31 protein-coding genes are annotated in these 23759 nt (G+C 68.2%); 19 read left to right on the top strand and 12 right to left on the bottom strand.

Annotated features, from left to right (window positions below):
* Positions 1-42: 42 nt before the first annotated feature.
* From tuf to rpsL, 4 genes are all read right to left on the bottom strand, one after another.
* The gene (tuf, locus tag MKK53_RS02330) at positions 43-1233 is read right to left on the bottom strand and encodes an elongation factor Tu (protein ID WP_243926499.1); all 1191 of its coding nucleotides are present in this window, start codon (positions 1231-1233) and stop codon (positions 43-45) included.
* A gap of 61 nt (positions 1234-1294) precedes the next feature.
* Positions 1295-3370 (bottom strand): elongation factor G, encoded by a 2076-nt coding sequence (gene fusA / locus MKK53_RS02325; RefSeq protein ID WP_243926497.1) that lies wholly within the window; start codon positions 3368-3370, stop codon positions 1295-1297.
* A 30-nt stretch (positions 3371-3400) separates the two neighbouring features.
* Positions 3401-3871 carry a 30S ribosomal protein S7 gene (rpsG, locus tag MKK53_RS02320; RefSeq protein ID WP_007557567.1) on the bottom strand — a complete coding sequence of 157 codons (471 nt, stop codon included), beginning with the start codon at positions 3869-3871 and terminating at the stop codon, positions 3401-3403.
* A 107-nt stretch (positions 3872-3978) separates the two neighbouring features.
* A complete protein-coding gene (gene rpsL / locus MKK53_RS02315) occupies positions 3979-4350 on the bottom strand; it encodes a 30S ribosomal protein S12 (protein WP_007557568.1) in 372 nt (123 codons plus the stop codon).
* 476 nt (positions 4351-4826) lie between these two features.
* Here rpsL and MKK53_RS02310 point away from each other — a divergent pair, with 476 nt between their 5' ends.
* From MKK53_RS02310 to MKK53_RS02245, 14 genes are all read left to right on the top strand, one after another.
* Positions 4827-5210, top strand: a complete 384-nt coding sequence (locus MKK53_RS02310) for a hypothetical protein (protein ID WP_243926495.1) — start codon at positions 4827-4829, stop codon at positions 5208-5210.
* A 535-nt stretch (positions 5211-5745) separates the two neighbouring features.
* The gene (rplN, locus tag MKK53_RS02305; protein WP_010686182.1) at positions 5746-6114 is read left to right on the top strand and encodes a 50S ribosomal protein L14; all 369 of its coding nucleotides are present in this window, start codon (positions 5746-5748) and stop codon (positions 6112-6114) included.
* Positions 6114-6428 (top strand): 50S ribosomal protein L24, encoded by a 315-nt coding sequence (gene rplX / locus MKK53_RS02300; RefSeq protein WP_243926493.1) that lies wholly within the window; start codon positions 6114-6116, stop codon positions 6426-6428. The genes rplN and rplX overlap by 1 nt, the downstream gene beginning before the upstream one ends.
* A complete protein-coding gene (gene rplE, locus MKK53_RS02295; protein WP_243926491.1) occupies positions 6421-6987 on the top strand; it encodes a 50S ribosomal protein L5 in 567 nt (188 codons plus the stop codon). Before rplX ends, rplE begins: the two co-directional genes overlap by 8 nt.
* A 40-nt stretch (positions 6988-7027) precedes the next feature.
* Positions 7028-7333: a 30S ribosomal protein S14 gene (gene rpsN / locus MKK53_RS02290; RefSeq protein ID WP_243926489.1), complete on the top strand. Its 306-nt coding sequence runs from the start codon at positions 7028-7030 to the stop codon at positions 7331-7333.
* Positions 7334-7343: 10 nt separating this feature from the next.
* Positions 7344-7739, top strand: coding sequence for a 30S ribosomal protein S8 (rpsH, locus tag MKK53_RS02285; RefSeq protein WP_243926487.1), 396 nt, complete (start codon positions 7344-7346; stop codon positions 7737-7739).
* A 22-nt stretch (positions 7740-7761) separates the two neighbouring features.
* Complete coding sequence (gene rplF, locus MKK53_RS02280) at positions 7762-8295, top strand: 50S ribosomal protein L6 (RefSeq protein WP_243926485.1); 534 nt, start codon at positions 7762-7764, stop codon at positions 8293-8295.
* A gap of 12 nt (positions 8296-8307) precedes the next feature.
* Positions 8308-8670 carry a 50S ribosomal protein L18 gene (gene rplR / locus MKK53_RS02275; RefSeq protein WP_243926483.1) on the top strand — a complete coding sequence of 121 codons (363 nt, stop codon included), beginning with the start codon at positions 8308-8310 and terminating at the stop codon, positions 8668-8670.
* 110 nt (positions 8671-8780) lie between these two features.
* Entirely contained in the window at positions 8781-9368 is a 588-nt protein-coding gene (rpsE, locus tag MKK53_RS02270; RefSeq protein ID WP_243926481.1) for a 30S ribosomal protein S5, read from the top strand.
* Between the two features lie 11 nt (positions 9369-9379).
* Positions 9380-9571 (top strand): 50S ribosomal protein L30, encoded by a 192-nt coding sequence (gene rpmD / locus MKK53_RS02265; protein ID WP_243926479.1) that lies wholly within the window; start codon positions 9380-9382, stop codon positions 9569-9571.
* An 11-nt stretch (positions 9572-9582) separates the two neighbouring features.
* Complete coding sequence (rplO, locus tag MKK53_RS02260; protein ID WP_243926477.1) at positions 9583-10089, top strand: 50S ribosomal protein L15; 507 nt, start codon at positions 9583-9585, stop codon at positions 10087-10089.
* A 154-nt stretch (positions 10090-10243) separates the two neighbouring features.
* Complete coding sequence (gene secY / locus MKK53_RS02255; protein WP_243926475.1) at positions 10244-11587, top strand: preprotein translocase subunit SecY; 1344 nt, start codon at positions 10244-10246, stop codon at positions 11585-11587.
* A 173-nt stretch (positions 11588-11760) separates the two neighbouring features.
* Complete coding sequence (locus MKK53_RS02250) at positions 11761-12363, top strand: adenylate kinase (RefSeq protein ID WP_243926473.1); 603 nt, start codon at positions 11761-11763, stop codon at positions 12361-12363.
* A 70-nt stretch (positions 12364-12433) separates the two neighbouring features.
* The gene (locus MKK53_RS02245) at positions 12434-12664 is read left to right on the top strand and encodes a hypothetical protein (protein WP_243926471.1); all 231 of its coding nucleotides are present in this window, start codon (positions 12434-12436) and stop codon (positions 12662-12664) included.
* A gap of 5 nt (positions 12665-12669) precedes the next feature.
* On the opposite strand, the gene MKK53_RS02240 is transcribed toward MKK53_RS02245, so the two are convergent.
* Positions 12670-13029, bottom strand: coding sequence for a hypothetical protein (locus tag MKK53_RS02240; protein WP_243926469.1), 360 nt, complete (start codon positions 13027-13029; stop codon positions 12670-12672).
* A 212-nt stretch (positions 13030-13241) separates the two neighbouring features.
* On the opposite strand from MKK53_RS02240, the gene rpsM reads away from it, so the two are divergent.
* The 5 genes from rpsM (at position 13242) to rplQ (ending at position 16786) form a co-directional block, all read left to right on the top strand.
* Positions 13242-13610 carry a 30S ribosomal protein S13 gene (gene rpsM, locus MKK53_RS02235; RefSeq protein WP_243926467.1) on the top strand — a complete coding sequence of 123 codons (369 nt, stop codon included), beginning with the start codon at positions 13242-13244 and terminating at the stop codon, positions 13608-13610.
* A gap of 171 nt (positions 13611-13781) precedes the next feature.
* On the top strand, positions 13782-14171 hold the full coding sequence (gene rpsK / locus MKK53_RS02230; protein WP_243926465.1) for a 30S ribosomal protein S11: 390 nt from the start codon (positions 13782-13784) through the stop codon (positions 14169-14171).
* A gap of 32 nt (positions 14172-14203) precedes the next feature.
* A complete protein-coding gene (locus MKK53_RS02225) occupies positions 14204-15076 on the top strand; it encodes an MBL fold metallo-hydrolase (protein WP_243926463.1) in 873 nt (290 codons plus the stop codon).
* Positions 15077-15165: 89 nt separating this feature from the next.
* The gene (locus MKK53_RS02220; RefSeq protein ID WP_243926461.1) at positions 15166-16200 is read left to right on the top strand and encodes a DNA-directed RNA polymerase subunit alpha; all 1035 of its coding nucleotides are present in this window, start codon (positions 15166-15168) and stop codon (positions 16198-16200) included.
* Between the two features lie 175 nt (positions 16201-16375).
* Complete coding sequence (gene rplQ / locus MKK53_RS02215) at positions 16376-16786, top strand: 50S ribosomal protein L17 (protein ID WP_243926459.1); 411 nt, start codon at positions 16376-16378, stop codon at positions 16784-16786.
* Between the two features lie 458 nt (positions 16787-17244).
* Here rplQ and cckA read toward each other — a convergent pair whose 3' ends face one another.
* The 7 genes from cckA to flgB form a co-directional block, all read right to left on the bottom strand.
* Positions 17245-19953 carry a cell cycle histidine kinase CckA gene (gene cckA / locus MKK53_RS02210; protein WP_409564257.1) on the bottom strand — a complete coding sequence of 903 codons (2709 nt, stop codon included), beginning with the start codon at positions 19951-19953 and terminating at the stop codon, positions 17245-17247.
* A 130-nt stretch (positions 19954-20083) separates the two neighbouring features.
* A complete protein-coding gene (flhB, locus tag MKK53_RS02205) occupies positions 20084-21151 on the bottom strand; it encodes a flagellar biosynthesis protein FlhB (protein ID WP_243926457.1) in 1068 nt (355 codons plus the stop codon).
* 27 nt (positions 21152-21178) lie between these two features.
* Positions 21179-21940, bottom strand: coding sequence for a flagellar biosynthetic protein FliR (fliR, locus tag MKK53_RS02200; RefSeq protein WP_243926455.1), 762 nt, complete (start codon positions 21938-21940; stop codon positions 21179-21181).
* A 30-nt stretch (positions 21941-21970) separates the two neighbouring features.
* The gene (gene fliQ / locus MKK53_RS02195; protein WP_243926453.1) at positions 21971-22237 is read right to left on the bottom strand and encodes a flagellar biosynthesis protein FliQ; all 267 of its coding nucleotides are present in this window, start codon (positions 22235-22237) and stop codon (positions 21971-21973) included.
* A 199-nt stretch (positions 22238-22436) separates the two neighbouring features.
* Positions 22437-22751 carry a flagellar hook-basal body complex protein FliE gene (fliE, locus tag MKK53_RS02190; protein WP_243926451.1) on the bottom strand — a complete coding sequence of 105 codons (315 nt, stop codon included), beginning with the start codon at positions 22749-22751 and terminating at the stop codon, positions 22437-22439.
* 10 nt (positions 22752-22761) lie between these two features.
* Positions 22762-23169 carry a flagellar basal body rod protein FlgC gene (gene flgC / locus MKK53_RS02185; RefSeq protein WP_243926450.1) on the bottom strand — a complete coding sequence of 136 codons (408 nt, stop codon included), beginning with the start codon at positions 23167-23169 and terminating at the stop codon, positions 22762-22764.
* A gap of 42 nt (positions 23170-23211) precedes the next feature.
* Positions 23212-23616, bottom strand: coding sequence for a flagellar basal body rod protein FlgB (gene flgB / locus MKK53_RS02180; RefSeq protein WP_243926448.1), 405 nt, complete (start codon positions 23614-23616; stop codon positions 23212-23214).
* Positions 23617-23759 lie beyond the last annotated feature (143 nt).

Genomic DNA, 23759 nt, shown 5'->3' with positions numbered 1-23759 from the left:
GGCGGATCCCCGCCGCTCCCTTCAGGTTCTGGTGGTGTGGGCTCAGTCGTTGATGGCGGCGACGACGCCGGCGCCGACGGTGCGGCCGCCCTCGCGGATGGCGAAGCGCAGCTTCTCTTCCATCGCCACCGGCACGATCAGCACCACGTCCATCGTCACGTTGTCGCCCGGCATCACCATCTCGGTGCCCTCGGGCAGCGTGCAGATCCCGGTCACGTCCGTCGTGCGGAAGTAGAACTGCGGCCGGTAGTTCGTGAAGAACGGCGTGTGGCGACCGCCCTCCTCCTTCGTCAGGATGTACGCCTCGGCCTTGAACTTGGCGTGCGGCTTCACCGAACCCGGCTTGCACACCACCTGGCCCCGCTCCACGTCCTCGCGCTTCGTGCCGCGCAGCAGCACGCCCACGTTGTCGCCCGCCTGCCCCTGGTCCAGCAGCTTGCGGAACATCTCGACGCCGGTCACCGTCGTCTTCGTCGTCGGGCGGATGCCGACGATCTCGACCTCCTCGCCCACCTTCACGATGCCGCGCTCCACGCGACCCGTCACCACCGTGCCGCGGCCCGAGATCGAGAACACGTCCTCGATCGGCATCAGGAACGGCATGTCGATCGGACGCTCGGGCTGCGGGATGTACTCGTCCACCGACTGCATCAGCTTCAGCACCGCGTCGTGCCCGATCGCCTTGTCGCCGTTGTCCAGCGCCACCTTGGCCGAGCCCTTGGTGATCGGGATGTCGTCACCGGGGAAGTCGTACTTCGAGAGGAGCTCGCGCACCTCCATCTCCACCAGCTCCAGGAGCTCCTCGTCGTCCACGAGGTCGACCTTGTTCAGGAACACCACCAGCGCCGGCACGCCGACCTGACGGGCGAGCAGGATGTGCTCCCGGGTCTGCGGCATCGGGCCGTCGGCCGCCGACACCACCAGGATCGCGCCGTCCATCTGCGCCGCGCCCGTGATCATGTTCTTCACGTAGTCCGCGTGCCCGGGGCAATCCACGTGGGCGTAGTGACGGTTCACCGTCTCGTACTCCACGTGCGCCGTCGAGATCGTGATCCCGCGCGCCTTCTCCTCGGGGGCCTTGTCGATCTGGTCGTAGGCCGTGAACGTCGCCCCGCCCGTCTCCGCAAGGACCTTCGTGATCGCCGCCGTCAGCGACGTCTTCCCGTGGTCCACGTGACCGATCGTGCCGATGTTGCAGTGCGGCTTGTTGCGGGAGAACTTTTCCTTACCCATCAGAGCCTCCTAAATCGAAAATTCGTGTTGCGGATCGAAGGGATGCGTCAGGCGATGAGCCTTACGCGTACTTGGCGATGACCTTGTCAGCTTCGCCGCGCGGCACCTCTTCGTAGTGATCGAACTGCATCGTGAAGTTGGCGCGGCCCTGAGAGAAGGAGCGCAGCTGGTTCACGTAGCCGAACATGTTGGCCAGCGGCACCATCGCGTTGATGACGTTGGCGTTGCCCCGCATGTCCTGGCCCTGGATCTGGCCGCGGCGGGAGTTCAGGTCGCCGATGACCGAGCCGGTGTACTCCTCGGGAGACACGACCTCGACCTTCATGACCGGCTCGAGCAGCACCGAACCGCCCTTCTGGAGGGCCTCCCGGAGCGCTGCCCGCGAGGCGATCTCGAAGGCGAGCGCCGACGAGTCCACGTCGTGGTAGGCGCCGTCGACCAGCTCGACCTTGATGTCCACCACCGGGAAGCCGGCGAGGATACCGGCCGTCAGGACCGAGTTGAGACCCTTCTCGACGCCCGGGATGTACTCCTTGGGCACCGAACCGCCGACGATCTTGGATTCGAACGAGAAACCGGCGCCCGGCTCGTTCGGCTCGACCACGAACTTCACCCGGGCGAACTGACCGGTACCACCGGTCTGCTTCTTGTGGGTGTAGTCGATCTCGGTCCGGCGGGTCAGCTTCTCACGGTAGGCCACCTGCGGCTGGCCGATGTTCGCGTCCACCTTGTAGGTGCGGCGCAGGATATCGACCTTGATGTCCAGGTGGAGCTCGCCCATCCCCTTGAGGATGGTCTGGCCCGACTCCTGGTCCGTGGACACGCGGAAGGACGGGTCCTCGGCGGCGAGCTTCGAGAGCGCGATACCGAGCTTCTCCTGGTCGGCCTTGGACTTCGGCTCGACGGCGATCTCGATCACCGGCTCGGGGAATTCCATCTTCTCCAGGATGACGGCCTTCTGCGGATCGCAGAGGGTGTCGCCCGTGCGGGTGTCCTTGAGGCCTGCCAGGGCGACGATGTCGCCCGCGAAGGCTTCCTTGATGTCCTCGCGGTTGTTGGCATGCATCAGGAGCATGCGACCGACACGCTCCTTCTTGTCGCGGGTCGAGTTGATGACGTTCGCGCCGGAATCGACCTTGCCCGAGTACACGCGGCAGAACGTGATCGTGCCGACGTGCGGATCGTCCATGATCTTGAAGGCGAGCATGGAGAAGGGGTCGGAATCCGTCGGGTGACGGAACACCTCTTCCTCGGTCTTGAAGTCGATGCCCTTGATCTCGCCGCGGTCGGCGGGGGACGGCAGGAAGTCGACGACGGCGTCGAGGAGCGGCTGAACGCCCTTGTTCTTGAAGGCCGAGCCACACAGCACCGGGTGGAAGGCGCGCAGCTGCACGGCCTTGCGCACCAGCTTGCGCATCGCGTCCTCGTCCGGCTCGGTGCCGTCGAGGTAGGCGGACATGGCGTCGTCATCGAGCTCGACGCAGGCCTCGACCAGCTTCATGCGGTACTCGACCGCCTGGTCCTTGAGGTCCTCCGGGATCTCGATCTCGTCGAAGTTGGCGCCGAGCGCCTCGCCCGACCAGACGATCGCCTTCATCTTGATGAGGTCGATCACGCCCTGGAAGCTGGACTCCGCACCGATCGGCAGCTGCAGGCAGACGGGCTTGCCGGCCACGCGGTCGATGATGTCGGCGACGCACTTGAAGAAGTCGGCGCCGATCTTGTCCATCTTGTTGACGAACACGACGCGCGGGACGTCGTACTTGTCAGCCTGACGCCACACGGTCTCGGTCTGGGGCTCGACGCCCTGGTTGCCGTCGAGGACGCACACCGCGCCGTCGAGCACGCGCAGGGACCGCTCGACCTCGATGGTGAAGTCGACGTGGCCGGGCGTGTCGATGATGTTCAGGCGCTTCTCGCGCCAGAAGCACGTCGTCGCGGCGGACGTGATCGTGATGCCGCGCTCCTGCTCCTGCTCCATCCAGTCCATCGTGGCGGCGCCCTCATGGACCTCGCCGATCTTATGGGACTTTCCGGTGTAGTAGAGGATCCGCTCCGTGGTCGTGGTCTTGCCGGCATCGATGTGGGCCATGATGCCGAAGTTGCGGTAGTCCTCGATCGCGTGCGTGCGGGGCATCGGACTGCTCCAGAGAGACGGGTGGGCCGCTTACCAGCGGTAATGCGAGAAGGCGCGGTTGGCTTCCGCCATCCGGTGCGTGTCTTCCCGCTTCTTGACGGCGTTGCCGCGGTTGTTCGCGGCGTCGAGCAGCTCGGCGGAGAGACGCTCGATCATGGTGCGGTCGTTGCGCGAACGAGCCGCCTGGATCAGCCAGCGGATCGCCAGCGCCTGGCGACGCTCGGTGCGCACCTCGACGGGGACCTGGTAGGTCGCGCCGCCGACGCGGCGGGACCGGACCTCGATCATCGGGGCGACGTTGTCGAGCGCGGCGCGGAACACCTCGATCGGGTTGGCGCGGGCGCGGTTCTCAACGATGTCGAAGGCACCGTAGACGATCCGCTCGGCGGTCGACTTCTTGCCCTCGTACATGATCGAATTCATGAACTTCGTCAGCACCACGTCCCCGTACTTGGGGTCCGGGATGATCTCGCGCTTCTCTGCAGAGTGACGACGGGACATTGGCTAAACTTCCAATGAGTAGACTTTAAGCACCTGACGCAGGCCGCCTTGAGCTTTCGCCGGCGACATCCTTGTCAGGCAGTGAAAATGCGCTGCCGAACCTGCCCTTACTTCGGACGCTTGGCGCCGTACTTCGACCGGCGCTGCTTCCGGTTCTTCACGCCCTGCGTGTCGAGCACACCGCGGAGGATGTGGTAGCGCACGCCGGGAAGATCCTTCACGCGGCCGCCGCGGATCATCACCACGGAGTGCTCCTGAAGGTTGTGGCCCTCGCCGGGGATGTAACCGATGACCTCGAAGCCATTGGTCAGACGCACCTTGGCGACCTTCCGGAGGGCCGAGTTCGGCTTCTTCGGCGTCGTCGTATAGACGCGGGTGCACACGCCACGCTTCTGCGGGCAGGCATCCAGCGCCGGAACCTTGTTGCGGCTCCGCTGGATCTTCCGCGGCTGGGCGATCAGCTGATTGATCGTCGGCATCCTGTGCCCTCTTCCTCGGTCAGCTTTTGGACTGCACCGCAGTCCGCAAAACGAATATGCGCCGGAAGGGCTCGGCAGAGCCCCTCGGCGCGGTGTGGGCAGAGGATCGCGCCTCGAAAGGCGCGCTCGTACCTACGGATCTGACTTGAACGTCAGGCGATTTGAGCCTTCAGGTCGCGTCGGGTGCGGGGACGGCGGTTCGGGCGAAGCCCGCAGGCCGTCGGCTGCCGATGGCCGACCGAAGTGGGGCGCTTCTAGACGCAGCAACTTCGTAGGTCAATGCATCGCCGACGAAAATTCCTTCCCCCGGAGCCCTTAAGGAAGGGTTTGCGCCCTGGGCAGACGGGAAGCTCGTGCCGGATCGGGGCAGCCCGGCGGGGACATGCTCCACGGGCGGTTAATCCGATTGGTCGAAACCTCCGCATCGACGGGGTGGCGATTCGGCGCCCCAGCGGGGCGTTCAAGGGTTTTCTCGTATGGGTTGCGTAGCGGTCAGCAACGTCGTCCCCTTCCGCCGGGCCGCCACCCGCCCTCCCATGGGCGAGCGCGAGGCCGGCCTCCGGCGGCGCGGCGAGCAGCGGGTGCTGATGGAGACGGTCTATGCGCTGGGCACCATGGTGGTGGCTGCAGACGACCGGGAAACGAAACTCACCGCGTCGCGGCTGCAGGTCTACGGCTTCGTCATCATCGAGGAGCTGGGTGAGGACGGCCGCGGGCGGCGGCTGCGCCCCTCCGAGGCGATTCGCGGCCGGACCGACCGTCCCTGGCGCCTTTCGAAGCCGGCCCTCGCCACGGCGGTGACGATCCCGAGCCTCGACGGCTTCCTGTTCGAATCGGAGCCCTTCGGCCAGCCAGCCTGATCTACTCCCCTCCAGAGCGCCGGCGACAGGCTGGCGATCTCGTCGGCTGAGACTTTCTCGGGCGAACCTGGGCCCCGGGCGTCCTCGACGGCTGACCGTAGGGCAGCGCCCCTTACGCCCGCCCTGCGCCTCGCTCTCAAGCATGGCATCGGTGCAGGGCGGGCAATACACCCCTGCCCGACCTCTCCAATCGTCCCTCCGAGACGCGCCATCGCCGGGGATCGCCTCATGGCCTCCTGGGCGGCGTATCCGGCCGGGCCAGCGGGCGATTCCCATCCCGGCGTCGCGGCGCCAAATCGGCCGTGGGGCCACGATCGTCGGTTGCCAATACGGCCCAGGCGATGTATGGCCCCGACCTTCGCGACATTCCGGATGGGGGTTCGCCCTCATTCCAACGCGGTGACCGCGCCGGCGTCCCTGACGCCGATTGCGCGGTCGTTCACATGAGCCGGGGACCACAGATCCCCCTCAGGCGTCGTCCGCCGGGCAATACCGCCCGCGTGCGGAAACCCGCCTGAAACAAGGAGTCACGCACGTGATCCAGATGCAGACGAATCTGGACGTCGCCGACAACTCTGGTGCACGCCGTGTGATGTGCATCAAGGTTCTCGGCGGGTCGAAGCGCAAGTATGCCGGCGTCGGCGACGTGATCGTCGTGTCGGTGAAGGAGGCGATCCCGAGGGGTCGCGTGAAGAAGGGCGACGTGATGAAGGCGGTGGTCGTGCGCACCGCCAAGGACGTCAAGCGCGCCGACGGTTCGGTGATCCGCTTCGACAAGAACGCCGCCGTCCTGATCAACAATCAGAAGGAGCCGATCGGCACCCGCATCTTCGGACCGGTGCCGCGCGAGCTGCGCGCCCGCAACCACATGAAGATCATCTCGCTCGCCCCGGAGGTGCTGTGATGGCTGCCAAGATCCGCAAGGGCGACAAGGTCGTCGTGCTGACCGGCCGGGACGCTGGCCGCTCTGGCGAAGTGATCCAGGTGATGCCGAAGGAAGGCCGGGCGTTCGTGCGCGGCGTGAACCTCGTCAAGAAGCACCAGAAGCAGTCCCAGAACCAGGAAGGCGGCATCATCTCCAAGGAGGCCGCCATCCAACTCTCGAACATCGCGGTCGCCGATGCCAACGGCAAGGCGACCCGCGTGGGTTTCCGCATCCTCGAAGACGGGCGCAAGGTCCGGTTCGCCAAGAGCACGGGGGATCAGATCGATGGCTGAGGCCGACAAGAACGCGTACGTCCCCCGTCTGCGCAAGCACTACGACGAGGTGGTTCGCCAGAAGCTGATCGAAGAGTTCGGCTACAAGAACCCCATGCAGGTGCCGCAGATCGAGAAGATCGTCATCAACATGGGCGTCGGCGAGTCCACCGCGGACTCGAAGAAGGCCACCGTCGCCGCGGGCGACCTCGCCCTCATCGCCGGCCAGAAGCCGGTGATCACCCGGGCGCGCAAGGCCATCGCGACCTTCAAGGTCCGCGAAGGCATGCCGATCGGCTGCAAGGTCACCCTGCGCAAGCAGCGCATGTACGAGTTCATGGACCGCCTGATCACCATCGCGCTGCCGCGCGTGCGTGACTTCCGCGGCCTGAACCCGCGCTCGTTCGATGGGCGTGGCAACTACGCCCTGGGTCTCAAGGAGCACCTCGTGTTCCCGGAGATCTCCTACGACAAGGCGGAGCAGATGTGGGGCATGGACATCGTCGTGGCGACCTCCGCCCAGACCGATGCCGAGGCCAAGGCACTGCTCGCGGCCTTCCAATTCCCGTTCCGGCAGTGACGTTCTCGAACGTCAGACGCGGACACTGGAGATAGACGACATGTCGAAGAAAAGCTCAGTCGAGAAGAACAACCATCGCAAGGAGCTCGTGAAGCGGTTCGCCGCCAAGCGGAAGGCGCTCCTCGATATCGCCAACAACGAGTCGATCGAGATGCAGGACCGCTTCGAAGCGCGCCTGAAGCTCGCCGAACTGCCCCGCAACTCGTCGGCCACCCGCATCCGCAACCGCTGCGGCATGACCGGCCGTCCGCGGGCCTTCTACCGCAAGATGGGCATCTCGCGCGTCGCGCTGCGGGAGCTCGGCAACCGGGGGCTCATCCCCGGCCTCGTCAAGTCGAGCTGGTAAGGAGGTCCTCATGGTCAACGATCCCGTGGGTGACATGCTCACCCGTATCCGCAACGGCCAGCTGCGCCGTCGCAACGTCGTCCAGACGCCCGGCTCGAAGCTGCGCGCGAGCGTGCTCAACGTGCTGAAGCGCGAGGGCTACATCCGCGACTTCGCGGCGACCGAGCTGGGCAACGGCCGGTCGGAGTTCGCCATCGAGCTCAAGTACTACGACGGCAAGCCCGTGATCCGTGAGATCAAGCGCGTGTCGAAGCCCGGCCGCCGGGTCTACTCGTCTGTCGGCGAGCTGCCGCGCGTGGCCGACGGCCTCGGCGTCACCATCGTCTCCACCCCGCAGGGCGTCATGGCCGACCACGAGGCGCGTGAGCGCAACGTCGGCGGTGAAGTGCTCTGCACCGTGTTCTGATCGGGACGGAGGAAGACATCTCATGTCTCGCGTAGGCAAGAAGCCGGTCCCCGTTCCGGCAGGCGTCACCGCCAACGTCACGGGCCAGACCGTGACCATGAAGGGCGCGAAGGGCGAACTGAAGTTCGTCGTTCCCTCCCTCGTCAGCGTCGAAATGAAGGACGGCGCCATCGAGGTGCAGCCCATCAACCAGACCAAGCCCGCCCGGTCCCTCTGGGGAACGTCGCGCGCTCAGATCGCCAACATCGCCACCGGCGTGTCGACGGGTTTCGCCAAGAAGCTCGAGATCACCGGCGTCGGTTACCGCGCCGCGATGGCTGGCAAGGCGCTCAAGCTGTCGCTCGGCTACAGCCACGACGTCGAGTACGCCGTGCCGGAGGGCATCACCATCGCCACGCCGAAGCCGACCGAGATCACCATCACCGGCATCGACCGGCAGAAGGTGGGCCAGGTTGCGGCGGAGATTCGCGAGTATCGCGGCCCCGAGCCCTACAAGGGCAAGGGCGTCCGGTATGAGGGCGAGTTCATCTTCCGCAAGGAAGGCAAGAAGAAGTAAAGGAGGGCGAAGATGTCTCGTAAGCTCGAAGCCCTCGATCGGCGCAAGGCGCGCGTTCGCAGGGCCATCAAGGCGGCGGCCAACGGCCGTCCCCGCCTGTCGGTGTTCCGCTCGTCGAAGCAGATCTACGTGCAGGTCATCGACGACGTGAAGGGTCACACCCTCGCGTCGGCGTCCACCATCGAGAAGTCGCTCAAGGGCGACCTCAAGACCGGCGCGGACGTCGCTGCGGCGACGGCCGTCGGCAAGCTCATCGCCGAGCGCGCCAAGGCGGCCGGGGTCACCAAGGTGATCTTCGACCGGTCCGGCTACATCTACCACGGCCGCGTCAAGGCCGTGGCCGAAGCGGCCCGCGAAGGCGGCCTGGACTTCTGACGAAATCCCCCCGCGCGGCCCTCCGGGCGGCGTGGGGCTCCCTTCTTCACGGAAGAGGGGAATCGAGCGAGCGGGCCCCATGGCCTGCGCCAGTGAGATAGGTAGTGAACATGGCACGTGAACGGGAAGGCGGGGGCCGCGGCCGCCGCGATGATCGCGAGGAGCACGACAGCGAGTTCGTGGACAAGCTGGTCCACATCAACCGCGTCGCGAAGGTTGTGAAGGGTGGCCGTCGCTTCGGCTTCGCCGCCCTGGTCGTCGTCGGCGACCAGAAGGGCCGCGTCGGCTTCGGCCACGGCAAGGCCCGCGAGGTGCCTGAGGCCATCCGCAAGGCCACCGAGGCCGCCAAGCGCGGCCTGATCCGCGTGTCGCTCCGCGAGGGCCGGACCCTGCACCACGACGTCAACGGACGTCATGGCGCCGGCAAGGTGATCCTCCGCGCGGCCCCGCAGGGTACCGGCATCATCGCCGGCGGCCCGATGCGCGCCGTGTTCGAGACCCTCGGCATGCAGGACGTCGTGGCCAAGAGCCTCGGCTCGTCGAACCCCTACAACCTCGTGCGCGCCACCTTCGAGGCGCTCAAGAACGAAGACAGCCCGCGCGCCGTGGCGGCCCGCCGGGGCCTCAAGGTGTCCGCGCTGCAGTCGCGCCGCCGTGATGCCGACCCGGCTGACCAGTCCGAAGCCGCGGTCGCGTAAGGGAGGATGGCATGGCTGACAACACCAAGACCGTCCGTATCGAGCAGATCGGTTCGCCGATCCGCCGCGAAGCCAGCCAGCGCGCGACGCTGGTCGGCCTCAAGCTGAACAAGCTGCACCGCGTCTCCGAGCTTGAGGACACGCCGTCGGTGCGCGGCATGATCCGCAAGGTGCATCACCTTGTGCGCGTCCTCGAAGCCTGAGGAGGCGACCCATGAAGCTTAACCAGATCAGCGACAATCCCGGCGCCACCAAGGACCGGATGCGTGTCGGCCGGGGCATCGGCTCCGGCAAGGGCAAGACCGCCGGGCGCGGCGTGAAGGGCCAGAAGGCCCGGACCGGCGTGGCCGTGAAGGGTTTCGAGGGCGGCCAGATGCCGCTCCACCGTCGCCTGCCGAAGCGCGGCTTCAACAACATCCACGCGGCGGACCTGAACGAGGTGAACCTCGGCCGGATCCAGGCCGCCGTGGATACGGGGCAGCTCGAGGCCGGTGCGACCGTCACGGTCGAGACCCTGGTCGCCGCCGGTATCCTCGCCCGTCCCCGGGACGGTGTGAAGCTGCTCGGCGTCGGCGAGATCACCTCGAAGCTCAGCTTCGAAGTGACCCGCGCCTCCAAGTCGGCCATCGAGGCCGTCGAGAAGGCCGGCGGCTCGGTCAGCGTGGTGTTCGCCTCCGGCGTCTCGACCCGCGGCAAGGCCGGGGCCGAGGCCACCGCCTGAGGCGGACGGCGGCCGCGCGACACGTTGCGCGGCGCGTCCCCGGCCTTTAAGTCGGAGACCATCGAGCGGCGGCCCCACGCGACCTCGCGCGGGCCGCCGCTTTTTTTCGTTTCATCCGGGCATTCGCCCGGCGACACGCGTAGGACGCGACGCTATGGCCTCAGCCGCCGAGCAGCTTGCCGCCAACCTGAATTTCGGCGCGATCGCCAAGGCCGATGAGCTGAAGAAGCGCATCTGGTTCACGGTCGGCGCGCTGATCGTGTTCCGGCTCGGCACCTACGTGCCGATCCCCGGCATCGACCCGGAGCAGTTCGCCCGCAACTTCCAGCAGCAGTCCGGCGGCGTGCTCGGCCTGTTCAACATGTTCTCGGGCGGCGCCGTCGAGCGTATGGCGATCTTCGCCCTGAACATCATGCCCTACATCTCCGCCTCGATCATCGTTCAGCTCCTCACCTCGGTCATCCCGAGCCTCGAGGCGCTGAAGAAGGAGGGCGAGTCCGGCCGCAAGGTCATCAACCAGTATACCCGCTACCTCACGGTGGTGCTGGCGCTGGTGCAGTCCTGGGGCATCGCGGTTGGCCTACAGGGGTCGTCGGCGGCCATCGATCCCGGCCCGTTCTTCCTGGCCTCGACGGTCATCACCCTGACCGGCGGAACCCTGTTCCTGATGTGGCTCGGCGAGCAGATCACCTCGCGGGGCATCGGCAACGGCTCGTCCCTGATCATCTTCGCGGGCATCGTCTCGCACCTTCCGGTGACGATCATCGGCGCCCTCGAACTCGGCCGCACCGGCGCCCTCTCGCCCGTCATCATCTTCGGCGTCGCCGTGGCGGCGGTGCTCCTGATCTACTTCATCGTGTTCATGGAGCGGGCCCAGCGCCGCATCCTGATCAACTACCCGAAGCGTCAGGTCGGCAACCGCATGTACGAGGGGCAGACCTCGTTCCTGCCGCTCAAGCTCAACACCTCGGGCGTCATCCCGCCGATCTTCGCCTCCTCGCTCCTGCTCCTGCCGGCGACGGCGGCGAGCTTCTCGTCGAACAACGGCAGCGGCTGGCTCGGCGCCATCACCGCCTATCTCGGCCACGGCACCCCCCTGTTCATCGTGGCCTACGCCGCGTTGATCATCTTCTTCACGTTCTTCTACACGGCGGTGGTGTTCAATCCGCAGGAGACAGCCGACAACCTCAAGAAGCACGGCGGCTTCATCCCCGGCATCCGTCCCGGGGAGCGCACCGCGGCGTTCCTCGACAAGGTGCTGACCCGCATCACCGTGATCGGCGCCCTGTACCTCACCTTCGTCTGCCTGTGCCCGGAGATCCTGTCCTCCTACGCGTCGGCGAGCCTCGGCTTCGGCGGCACCTCGCTGCTGATCCTCGTGACCGTGACGATGGACACCGTGGCGCAGATCCACGGGCACCTGATGGCCCATCAGTACGAGGGCCTGGTGAAGAAGGCGAAGCTGCGCGGCGCGTCCCCCGGCCAGCGCCGCCGCTGAGGCGGGGGCCTCCGCCGAAGGGCGACAGAGGCGGGGAAATGCGCGATGTCCGACCAAGGCCGGGCTATCGCGCGCCGCCCGCCCCGTGAGACATAAAAAGAGGGAGCGATGCCCGGGATGGCGTCGCCGGTGCATCCGGAGCCCGGAAATTCGGGCCCAAAGAGGACAACGCCATGCGCATCATTCTGCTCGGACCGCCCGGCGCGGGAAAGGGCACGCAATCCGAGCGGATCGTTAAGCGATACGGCATCCCGCAGCTCTCGACGGGCGACATGCTCCGGGCGGCCGTCGCCGCCGGCACGCCGGTGGGGCTCCAGGCCAAGGCGGTGATGGAATCGGGCGGCCTCGTCTCGGACGAGATCGTCGTCGGGATCGTCGCCGACCGGATCGAGCAGGCGGACGCCAAGCCGGGCTTCATCCTCGATGGGTTCCCGCGCACCGTCGCCCAGGCCGAAGCCCTCGGGACGATGCTGGCCGGCAAGGGGCTCGACCTCTCCACCGTCATCGAGCTGAAGGTCGATGAGGACGCCCTGGTCGGGCGCATCGCCAAGCGTGCCGCCGACGCCGCCGCCCGGGGCGAGGCCGTACGGAAGGACGATACGCCGGAGGTGTTCAAGCAGCGCCTCGAAGCGTACCGCGCCCAGACCGCGCCGCTCTCGGCCTATTACGACAAGCTCGGCATGCTGAAGACCGTCGATGGCATGAAGCCGATCGACGTCGTGACCGGGGATCTGACGGCGATTCTCGAACCGCACCGGGAACGCGTCTCCTCCTGAGGCGTCGCCCAGGGCCTTCAAGGGGTGCCGGCCGGCAGGCGGGCGCCCTTCCTCATGTTGGACACAGCCGATGATCGCCCGTCTGAGCCTCGTCGCCGCGCTCATCCTCGTCGGCGGCGCCCTGCCCGAACCGGCGGCGGCGCAGAGCCCGGCACAGTCCTTCGTCTACCGCCAGAAGCAGGTCCGGAGCCGATGCCGGCCGCCGCTGAAGTTCGCCGCAGGGGCCTGTGTCCGCCGCTGCCCGGCGGGTTACCGCGACGACGGCGCGTATTGCCGGTACTCCAACCAACGGATGCGCTGATCCCATCAGGGCCGGGTGCGGGCCGCCTCCGCGGCGCGGCTCGGGCCGAAGAAGTTCAGGATATCCATCGGCAGGGCCCGGCGCCCGAATCGCCGGAGGGGATGGCCGTCGAGCCCCCCCGCCCGCAGCTCGATCATCGCCGTGGCGTGGTTGTAGCGAAAGGCCATCGGCGGCCCGCCGAAGGAGGCCCAGAGGACGCCGCCCGCGCCATCCCCGGCATCCTCCAGGGAGATGCTGCGGAGGTCCGCGGCGGCGAGGATGCCCCCCGCCACGGCCATGACGACGGGCACGATCTCCTCGGCATTCACCGACCCCGCGCGGATCACGCCGGCCACGAAGGTCCTGAGGCTCTCACTGGCTTCCATCGACCGCGCCACCGCTTTTCACTCCGTTGTGATTGACAGGTCGGCCGACACGGAGTAGCAGACCCCCCTTCGTCCAACCGCACGATGGTCCGAGGTGCCCTGTCCAGGGCCGCCCGCGGGCCGCGTTGTCGTTGCACGCGCGCAAGGGCCGGCCTCCACCGGACGCGCGTAACCCGAGCCCGGTTCCGCCGGGCTTCACATGGAGTGAGACTGTGGCCCGTATCGCAGGCGTCAACATCCCGACAGGCAAGCGCGTCGTCATCGCGCTGCAGTACATCCACGGCATCGGCCCCAAGAAGGCGGAGCAGATCACCGGCAAGGTGGGCATCCCCGCCGAGCGTCGCGTCAACGAACTGACCGACGCCGAGGTTCTGCAGATTCGTGAGGCGATCGACCGCGACTACATCGTGGAAGGCGACCTGCGCCGCGAAGTCTCGATGAACATCAAGCGGTTGATGGACCTCGGCTGCTACCGCGGCCTGCGTCACCGCAAGCAGCTCCCGGTCCGCGGCCAGCGGACCCACACCAACGCCCGCACCCGCAAGGGCAAGGCGAAGCCGATCGCCGGCAAGAAGAAGTAACCACCGCGGTTCGGGGGGCCGTGCATCGCACGGCCTTCCCCACCGCTGCGCCGGGTGTCCCTCATCGGATCCCAGCGGATCGCGCCGGCCCCGCCGGGCCGCGCGGCCAAGTTCCCGAAGAATCCCGAGCGCCTGGAATTACGGGCGCGCTTGAAGGAAGAGTGAGACGAGATGGCCAAGGAACCGCAACGCGTCCGCCGGCGCGAACGCAAGAACATCGTGTCGGGCGTCGCCCACGTGAACGCCTCGTTCAACAACACGATGATCACCATCACCGACGCCCAGGGCAACACGATCTCCTGGTCGTCCGCCGGCGCGATGGGCTTCAAGGGTTCGCGGAAATCGACGCCCTACGCCGCTCAGGTGGCCGCCGAGGACGCGGCCCGCAAGGCCGGCGAGCATGGCATGCGCACCCTCGAGGTCGAGGTCTCCGGCCCCGGCTCCGGCCGCGAGTCGGCCCTCCGCGCCCTGCAGGCGGCGGGCTTCACCGTCACCTCGATCCGCGATGTGACGGCGATCCCGCACAACGGCTGCCGCCCGCGCAAGCGTCGTCGCGTCTGATCGGCTGATTTTCGGCGAGTAGGGAGAAGCTTATGGCGGGTTCGAAGCCACTGCCCGGCGTGCTGCGTTGGAACCTCGGGGACCTCACGGTCACGGCGCTCAATGACGGCTGGTTCCAGGCGAGCCTCGATCTCGTCACGGGCATCGACAAGGGGGAGGCCGCGCGCTTGCAGCGGGCAGGCTTTCGCACCGAGCAGCCGAAGATCACCCTGAACGCGTTCCTCATCACCGGGCCCGGCCGCAAGCCGGTCCTGGTGGATACCGGCTACGGCGCCCTGGCGCCGGCCGAGACCCTGGGGCGCATGGGCACCGCGCTGGCGACCACCGGCGTCAAGCCGGAGGATGTGGGGACGGTGCTGCTGACGCACCTGCACCCGGACCATTGCGGCGGCCTCGCGAAGGATGGCGGCGCCGTCTACCCGAATGCCGAGGTCGTCGTGCATTCGGACGAGGCGGCCCACTGGCTCCCCGACGAGGCGCTGTCGAAGGCGCCCGACGGGGCCAAGGCGTATTTCGAGAACGCCCGGAACTCGGTGGCACCCTACGCGGGCCGGATGCGCGAGCATCGCGGCGGCGAGGTTCTCCCGGGGATCGAGGCGGTTCCCCTCCCCGGCCATACGCCGGGGCATTGCGGCTTCCGCATCGTGTCGGGATCCGAGTCGCTGCTGATCTGGACCGACGTGGTCCATCTGCCGGCGATCCAGTTCAAGAACCCGGATGCGGGGGTCGGCTTCGATGTCGATGGCGAGCAGGCTCGCCAGACCCGGAAGACGATCATGGACCAGGCGGCGTCGGAGCGCAGCTTCATCGCCGGCTGTCACCTGGAATTCCCCGCCCTCGGCTATGTGGACCGTGACGGAGCTGGCTACAGCTTCGTGCCGGCCCTCTGGGTCGGCGGCGAATAGGCTTTTTCGATTGTGAGGCAGGGCGGCGTGCCAGGGGGCGCCTCCGCCAGGCCGGAGCGTGGGTGCCGGATCATGCGGACCCGCGAGGCGTGAGAGGTAGGACCGTGGTCATTCAGAAGAATTGGCAGGAACTCATCAAGCCGAACAAGCTGCAGGTTTCGACCGGCGACGACCCCAAGCGGATCGCGACGGTGGTCGCCGAGCCGCTTGAGCGCGGCTTCGGCACCACGCTGGGCAACGCCCTGCGGCGCGTTCTCCTGTCGTCGCTCCAGGGCGCGGCCGTGACCTCGGTGCAGATCGACGGCGTTCTGCACGAGTTCTCGTCCATCCCCGGCGTGCGCGAGGACGTGACCGACATCGTCCTCAACATCAAGACGATCGCCATCCGCTCGCAGACCGATGCCCCCAAGCGCATGACCCTGCGCAAGACCGGCCCCGGCACCGTGACGGCGGGCGACATCGGCACGGTCGGTGACATCCAGATCCTGAACCCGGACCTCGTGATCTGCACGCTGGATGACGGCGCGGAGATCCGCATGGAGTTCACGGTCGCCACCGGCAAGGGCTACGTCCCGGCCGAGCGCAACCGCCCCGAGGACGCGCCGATCGGCCTGATCCCGGTGGACGCCCTGTTCTCCCCGGTGACCAAGGTGAGCTACCGCGTCGAGACCACCCGCGAGGGCCAGGATCTCGACAAGGACAAGCTGACCATGACCGTCGAGACCAACGGCGCGGTGAGCCCCGAGGATTCGCTGGCCTATGCCGCGCGCATCATCCAAGACCAGCTGCAGGTCTTCGTGAACTTCGAGGATCCGCGCAAGGAAGAGGCCGCGCCGCTCACGCCGCAGCTGCCCTTCAACCCGGCGCTGCTCAAGAAGGTGGACGAGCTGGAGCTGTCGGTCCGTTCGGCGAACTGCCTGAAGAACGACAACATCGTCTACATCGGCGATCTCATCCAGAAGTCCGAGGGCGAGATGCTGCGCACCCCGAACTTCGGCCGCAAGTCGCTCAACGAGATCAAGGAAGTGCTGGCCGGCATGGGCCTGCACCTTGGCATGGATGTCCCCGGCTGGCCGCCGGAGAACATCGAGGACCTCGCCAAGCGCTTCGAGGAGCACTACTGAGCGCCTACGGCGCTTGGTAAGCAAATAGGGAAATAGCGAATAGCGAATAGGGGTGTCGGAGAAGCGGAACGGTTGAACGCCTCAGGGCTCAGCTATTCGCTATTCGCTACTCCCTATTCGCTCTAACGAGCGGCCGACCCGTGGCACGGCGGTCGCAAAAATCAGGAGAGCCACCATGCGTCACGGTTATCGCGGTCGTCGTTTCAACCGCACCGCCGAGCATCGCCAAGCGATGTTCGCCAACATGTCCGCCGCGCTCATCAAGCACGAGCAGATCGTCACCACCCTGCCGAAGGCGAAGGACCTGCGTCCGGTCGTCGAGAAGCTGATCACGCTCGCCCGCACCGACAGCGTGCACGCCCGCCGCCTCGCGATGTCGAAGCTGCGCGACGCCGACATGGTCAAGAAGCTCTTCGCGGTCCTCGGCCCGCGCTACCAGGGTCGTCCGGGCGGCTACTGCCGCATCATGAAGGCCGGCTTCCGCCAGGGCGACAACGCCCCGATGGCGGTGATCGAGTTCGTGGATCGCGACGTCGATGCCCGCGGCAAGGATTCCGGCCCGTCGCAGGTCGCCGAAGCCGCCTGAGGCTCCGTCCGTCCATCGAAAAGGCCGTCCCGGTTCACGCCGGGGCGGCCTTTTTTCGTGCGCGGGTGGCGCCGTCGGGGCGGCGATCGAGGGACGCGCCACGCCTGGATACGGCCCGCTGCCCTGGGTCGCTTCACTGCGTTCGCGATGACGGGGTGGGGTCATCGTCAGGCTCAGGGCCCCCGCGAGCGCTCCCCTCCCCCGCAAGCGCCATCGTCTTTGCGAGCGCAGCGAAGCAATTCAGGGATGCGCCTCGGCGGAACACACGGCCCGCTGCCCTGGGTCACTTCACTGCGCTCGCGATGACGGCGGGGGCATCATGAGCCTCGAGGCCCTCCCTGGCGCTCCCCTCCCTCACACGCGCCATCGTCTTTGCGAGCGCAGCGAAGCAATCCAGGGACACGCCCCGCCCCCTTCGATCACCGTGGGTCGGCCACGGGGGGCGGTGACGCGGCGCCTCAATCGGCCATCGTCTTCTTCACGGTCTCGACCAGTTGCTTCAGGCTGAACGGCTTCGGCAGGAAGTTGAAGGCCTCGCCCTCGGGCAGGTTCTTGCGGAAGGCGTCCTCCGCGTAGCCGGAAACGAAGATCACCTTGAGGTGCGGCTGGTGCTTGCGCACCTCCCGCAGCAGCGACGGGCCGTCCATCTCCGGCATCACCACGTCGGAGACCACGAGGTCGATGGGCTGCGCGTTCTCCCGGACGATGGCCAGCGCCTCCAGGCCCGAGGCCGCCTCCAGCACCGTGTAGCCCCGGGCCGACAGGGCGCGGCTGTTCACGGCACGGACCGGGTCCTCGTCCTCCACCAGGAGGATGGTGCCCTGGCCGGTGTGGTCCGTCGCGGGGCGCCGGGGGGGCGGCGCGATGGCGGCCTGCGCCGCGGCCGGCCGGTCGCCGGCCTCGGACAGAAAGACCGGGGCCTCCACGGGCGCCACCTCCGGCAGGGGGATGTGGCGGGGGAGGTAGATCTTGAACGCCGTGCCCCGGCCGACGGTGGATTGCACGTCGATCGTCCCGCCCGACTGCTTGACGATGCCGAACACCGTCGAGAGGCCGAGGCCGGTGCCCTTGCCGATCTCCTTGGTGGTGAAGAACGGCTCGAAGATCTTCTCCATCAGCTCGGCCGGGATGCCCTGGCCGGTATCGCAGACCTCGATGAGCACGTGGTCTCCCGCCGGAGGGCCACCCCGTCCCTCGGTGGCGGCCTGGGGGCCGGGATCGACCACGTTCTCGGTGCGGATCGTCAGCTTGCCGCCCTCGGGCATGGCATCGCGGGCGTTGACCGCGAGGTTCACGATCACCTGCTCGAACTGGTTCACGTCGGCCTTCACAGGCCACAGCTCGCGGCCGTGCTTCAATTCGAGGGTGACCCGCTCGCCGAGCAGGCGCTTCAGCAGCAGCGTGAGCTCGGACAGGCTCTCGCCGACATTCATCACCTCCGGCCGCAGGGTCTGCCGCCGGGAGAACGCCAGGAGCTGGCGCACGAGGCCCGCCGCCCGGTTGGCGTTCTGCTTGATCTGCATGATGTCCTGGAAGGCCGGGTCGTTCGGCCGGTGGCTCGCCAGCAGCAGGTCGGAATAGCCGATGATCGCCTGCAGCACGTTGTTGAAGTCGTGGGCGATGCCGCCGGCCAGCTGGCCGACCGCGTTCATCTTCTGCGCCTGGGCGACCTGCTGCTCCAGCTGCCGCTGGGCGGTGGTGTCGAGGGCGTAGAGGATCACCCGCTCCGCCTCGTCGGCCTGCTCGCCCTCGGCCCCCCCGTCGGCGGGGCTGAGCCACAGCCGGGCCGAGCGTCCGCCCGGCCCCTGCAACTGCACCTCGATGGGCTCCGCCTCGGTGATGCCGCTCGCCGCCCGATTCAGGCCGGTCTCCAGCGCCGTCCGGTCGAGGACCGAGTCGGCGAGGTTCGGCTCGGCACGGGTGCCGCCTTCCCCTTCCAGCGCGGCCTCGTCGGAGGTGAGCGGCGCGGTGCCGAACAGCCGGGTGAAGGAGGCGTTGGCCCGGGCGATCCGGCCCGTCCGGTCGAGGGTCGCGATGGCGATGGGCGAGTTGTTGAGGAAGCGGGCGAGGCGCACCTCGGCGGCCCGCTGCGGCTCGTCCGCGTCGGCCCCGGCCGAGCGGTTGATGACGAAGGTGCGCGAGGCGCCGGGCTTGCCGTCCTTGCCGAAGGCGACCCGGTGGTAGAGCCGCACGGGCACCGTGTGGCCGTTGCGGCGGCGCAGGTCGAGGTCGAACCGGTCGGTGCGGACCTCCCCCGGCAGGCCGGCGGTGCGGATCAACACGTCGGCGCTGGGGGCGATCTCGGTGAGGTGCAGCCCCCCCGAGCCGACGCTGGCGAGGTCGTAACCGAGCCACGCCGCGAGGGTGGCGTTCATGTAGACGATGGTGCCCGCCGGGTTGATCGACAGGAAGCCGGCCGGGGCATGGTCGAGGTAATCGATGGCGTGCTGGAGTTCTTGGAAGACGTTCTCCTGCCGCTCCCGCTCGGCGGTGACGTCGGCCACGGTCCAGTGGGAGGCCGCCCGGCGCGGGCGCGGCAGGGGCCGCACCGAGACCCGGTACCACCCGAAATCGCGCTCGCCGGCCGCGCCCGTCACCTGCCCGAGGGGCGGCGCCATCCGCATCTCCTCGGTGTGCGGGCGCCCGTCGCGGGCGGCCTGCGAGAGGCGGTAGACCGCCTCGGACACCTCCGGCGAGCCGACGAAGATCCGCTCCACCGGGGCGAGGTTGGTGAAGCTGTCGCCCCCGGCGAGGCGCAGGTAGGAGGCGTTGGCGTAGATCAGCCGGCCGCCATCCTCCACCACCAGGGTGCCGTCCGGGGCGCCATCGACGATGCCGCGGGTGATGTCGTCCCGGGCGCTGCTGCCGGAGAGCTGGATCGCGCCGATGGCGAGGGCGAAGAGGAAGAACACGCCGGCCATGGCCAGCAGCGCCAGCAGCCACACGATCAGCGCCTGCGCCTGCTCGTTGGCCACGAAGGACAGGCCGATGGCCGCGCCGACCAGCAGGCCGGCGAGCATCAGCAGCAGGCCGACCCGGCCGGGCTGCTCCGACCGGTCGATCGAGCCGTTGACCGGCGTCGGCGCGGCCAGGAGCTCGGTCGAAAGATCCGACCTCGCCGGGTCTGCCTTGAGAATCGGGGCCGGGGATCCGGTCACGTCGGCCATCGGGGTCTTTCCAGAAACGGGTTCCGGTTTGGCCCGCGGCCAGCCCCACGGCAAGGGGCGTCTGACCTCGGACGGCACCAAGCCCGTCAAGAGCTTCGCGCAAAATGGTGGAGGAAGGGTAGCCCCGCGCTCACGCGGCGCGGCGGCGCAGGCGCATGACGAAGCCGATCACCTCGGCCACCGCCCGGTAATGCTCGGCCGGGATCTCCCGGTCGACCTCGACGGTGGCGTGGAGCGCCCGGGCCAGGGGCGGGTTCTCGACGATGGCGACGTCGTTCGCCCGGGCGACCTCGCGGATCCGCAGGGCCACCGCGTCGACGCCCTTGGCGACGCAGAGCGGCGCGACCATGCCGGGTTCGTAGCGCAGGGCGACGGCGTAGTGGGTCGGGTTGGTGACGATCACCGTGGCGCTCGGCACCGCCGCCATCATGCGCTTCTTCGAGCGGGCCATCCGCAGTTGCTTGAGCTTGCCCTTCACCTCGGGGTTGCCGTCCGACTCCTTCATCTCCTGCTTGATCTCCTCCTTCGACATGCGCAGCCGGCCGCGCCAGCGCAGGCGGGCATAGAGGTAATCGGCCCCAGCGATGACGACGTGGACCGCGAGCATCCCCGCGAGGAGCTTCAGGCTCAGGGACAGCACCGCCGACAGGCAGGCGGCGGGGTCGAGCCGGACGAACACCTCCAGCCGGTCCCGGTCCCGCCACAGGATCGCGCCGCCGACGACGCCCACGGCGATCATCTTGGCGAGCCCCTTGCCGAACTGGAACAGGGCCTCGATGCCCATCAGCCGCTTGGCGCCGGCCATGGGCGAGATGCGCTCGAACTTCGGCATCAGCGCCTCGGCGTTGAACACCGGCGGATGCTGGAGATAGCCGGCCGCGAGCCCGGCCACCGCCACGAGACCCACCGGCACCGCCACGGCCTTCAGCCACAGCAGCAGCCCGCCGCGGGCCGCCGCGGCCATGGAGCCGGGCCCGTCCGGGACCTCGTGGGCGTTGGCGAGGAAGGCGGTCAGCCCGCGCACGAGGTCGGTGGCGATGGTCGGCGCCGCCACCACCAAGGCGAGGGTGAAGGCCCCGAGGATCGCGAAGGTGTTGACCTCGATGCTCTTGGCCACGTCGCCGCGCTCGATCGCCTGATCGATCCGGCGCGGGGTCGGCTCCTCGGTCTTGTCTTCCTGCTCGGCGCCCTCGGCCATGGATTCAGGATCTCCGGCCGGCGCGCATCAGCGCCCGACGAACTCGCCGAGGTAACGGCCCATGTCGTCGATGAAGACGCCCATCATCACCCCCAGGGAGCCGGCGAGGATCAGCATCCCGATCAGCACCGAGGCGGGGACCGCCAGGAAGAACACCTGCAGTTGCGGCATCAGCCGTGACAGCACCCCGAGGCCGAGGTTGAACAGGATGCCGAAGGCGATGAACGGGCCGGAGATCTGCACGGCCAGGGTGAAGCCCCGGGCCACCGCCCTGAGGGCGAGCATCAGCGCGTCGCCGAAGCCCGGCACCCCGTCCGGCGGCAGGACCTGATAGCTCCGGGCGATCCCCTCGATGGCGAGGTGATGCAGGTCGGCGGCGAAGATCAGCGTGATGCCGAGCAGCGACAGGAAGTTGCCCACCGCCGCCTGCTGCCCGCCCTGGCTGGGATCGACGGTCATGGCGTAGGACAGGCCGAGCTGCTGCGAGATGATGAGGCCCGCCGTCTGCAGGGCGGCGAGCACCATCCGCACGGTCAGGCCGATGACGAGGCCGATGATCGTCTCGCCGAACAGGAGCCCGATCAGCCGGGGACCGGCGATCCCCTCCGTGCCGCCGAGCAGGGGCCGCGCCATCGGGTAGATCACCAGCGTCACCATCAGCGCGAAGGCGAGGCGCAGGCGGGGCGACACGGTCTGCTCGCCGACGCCGGGCATCAGCATGATCAGCGTGCCGACCCGCGCGAAGACGAGGAGGAAGGCCGAGGCGACGCCCGGCAGGAGGAGGTTCATGCGCCTCCCTATACCGCAGGCGAGCCGCCATCAGCCGCCCGCCGCGATCCGCGCGGCGATCCGGGTCATGTAGCCGGCCATGGCATCGCCGATGAACGGCAGCATCAGCAGCAGCGTCGCGAACACCGCGACGATCTTGGGCACGTAGATGAGCGTCTGCTCCTGGATCTGGGTCAGCGCCTGCACCAGCGAGACGATCAGGCCGACGAACAGGGCGACGAGCATCATCGGCCCGGCGACCTTCAGGAACACGAAGATGCCGTCGCGGGCGACGTCGAGGATGGCGAGGCCGGTCATCGTTTCGATCCAGGGAGAGACTTGCCCGCCTCGCGGGAAGGACAGGGCGCCCGTCGGGGCGTGGTGCGGGACGCTGCAGAGGTCGCCCTCGTCCCCGCGGGAGGGGTGGAGGCAACCCCGGCGGGGCGGGGCATCCGTGCGCGTGGCGCGTCCGGACCGCTCCGCGCGCAGGGACGGGAGAGATTGTCCCCCGAACCCGTCAGATCTGCATCCGCATGATCTCCTCGTAGGCAGAGATCATGCGGTCGCGGACGGCGACCATCGTCTGCAGGGCGGTCTCGCTCTCGGCGACGGCGGTGACGACATCGACCACGTTGGCCTTGCCGGAGGCGGCGGTGACCGCCTGGGTGTCGGCCCGGCGCCCGGCGTCGCCGACGGAATCGATCGCCTGCCCCAGGAGGCCGGCGAAGCCCTCGCCCGGCGACTGGGTCTGCTGGACGCGTGGGGTGGGCCGTCCGGAGGCGAGGCCCTGGACGGCGGCGTAGGCGCCCGCCGCGAAGTTGCTCGAAGCCATGGCGACGCCCCTACTTCAGGATCGCGAGGGTCTGCGCGATCATCTTGCGCGTCGTCGTCACCATGTTGAGGTTCGCCTCGTAGCTGCGCTGGGCCTCGCGCAGGTCCATGTTCTCGATGAGCGGATTCACGTTCGGCATCAGCACGTCGCCCTTGGCGTCGGCCGCGGGGTTTCCGGGATCGTGCTTGGTGCGGAACGCGGTCGAATCCCGGCGGACCCGGCCGGTCTCGACGACGTTGGCGCCGGTCTCGCGGTCGAGGTGGCTCGTGAAGCTCGGGATCTTGCGCCGGTAGGGCTCCGCCCCCCGGGAGGGCGGCGCCGAATCCGCGTTGGCGATGTTCTCGGCGATGATCCGCATCCGCCCGGACTGGGCCTTGAGACCCGAGGCCGACGCCACCAGGGACTTAGAGAATTCCATCGCCCGCCCCTTTGTCTAGGAACCGTCCAGGATATCGAGAGATCAGCTCTTGCCGATGGCGATCTTCAGGGTCGTCAGGCTGTGCTGGTAGAGCGAGGCGGCGAGCTGGTAGTCGGTCTGCACGTCGCCGGCCTTCATCATCTCGTCCTCGAGGTTCACGCCGTTCCCGCTCGGCACGACCTCGAAACTCTTCGCCCGCTTCGGGTCGGCCCCGGCCTCGGACTGGCCGATCGGGGCGAGGTGCCCCGCCGCGGTCAGGCTGAGGCTCGGGGAGGTGGCCTGGGCCGTGCCCGTGGCCCGGTCGAAGCGCAGCTCGGCGAGGTCGTGGGGCTTGAAGCCCGGCGTGTCCGCATTCGCGACGTTCTGAGCGATCACGGTCTGGCGAGCTTGATTCCACTGCATGCGGGTGCGCAGCATCGCCAGCATGGGCAGGTCGGTGATGGCCAAGGACCCCTCCGGCGACGGGACCCGGCGCGACCGGGCTCGGCAAAAACTGCCGCGTCCATGGTTAACGAGCCGTTAAAGATGCAAGACAGGCCTGTCATTCCGCCGAATGCCGCCCCGGGGGCGACGAATCCGGGACGATACAT

The sequence above is a fragment of the Methylobacterium sp. J-076 genome (genome assembly GCF_022829405.1).
GTDB lineage: Bacteria > Pseudomonadota > Alphaproteobacteria > Rhizobiales > Beijerinckiaceae > Methylobacterium.
The sequence above is the reverse complement of the archived record's forward strand: the minus strand, read 5'-3'. Positions and strand labels throughout refer to the sequence as shown.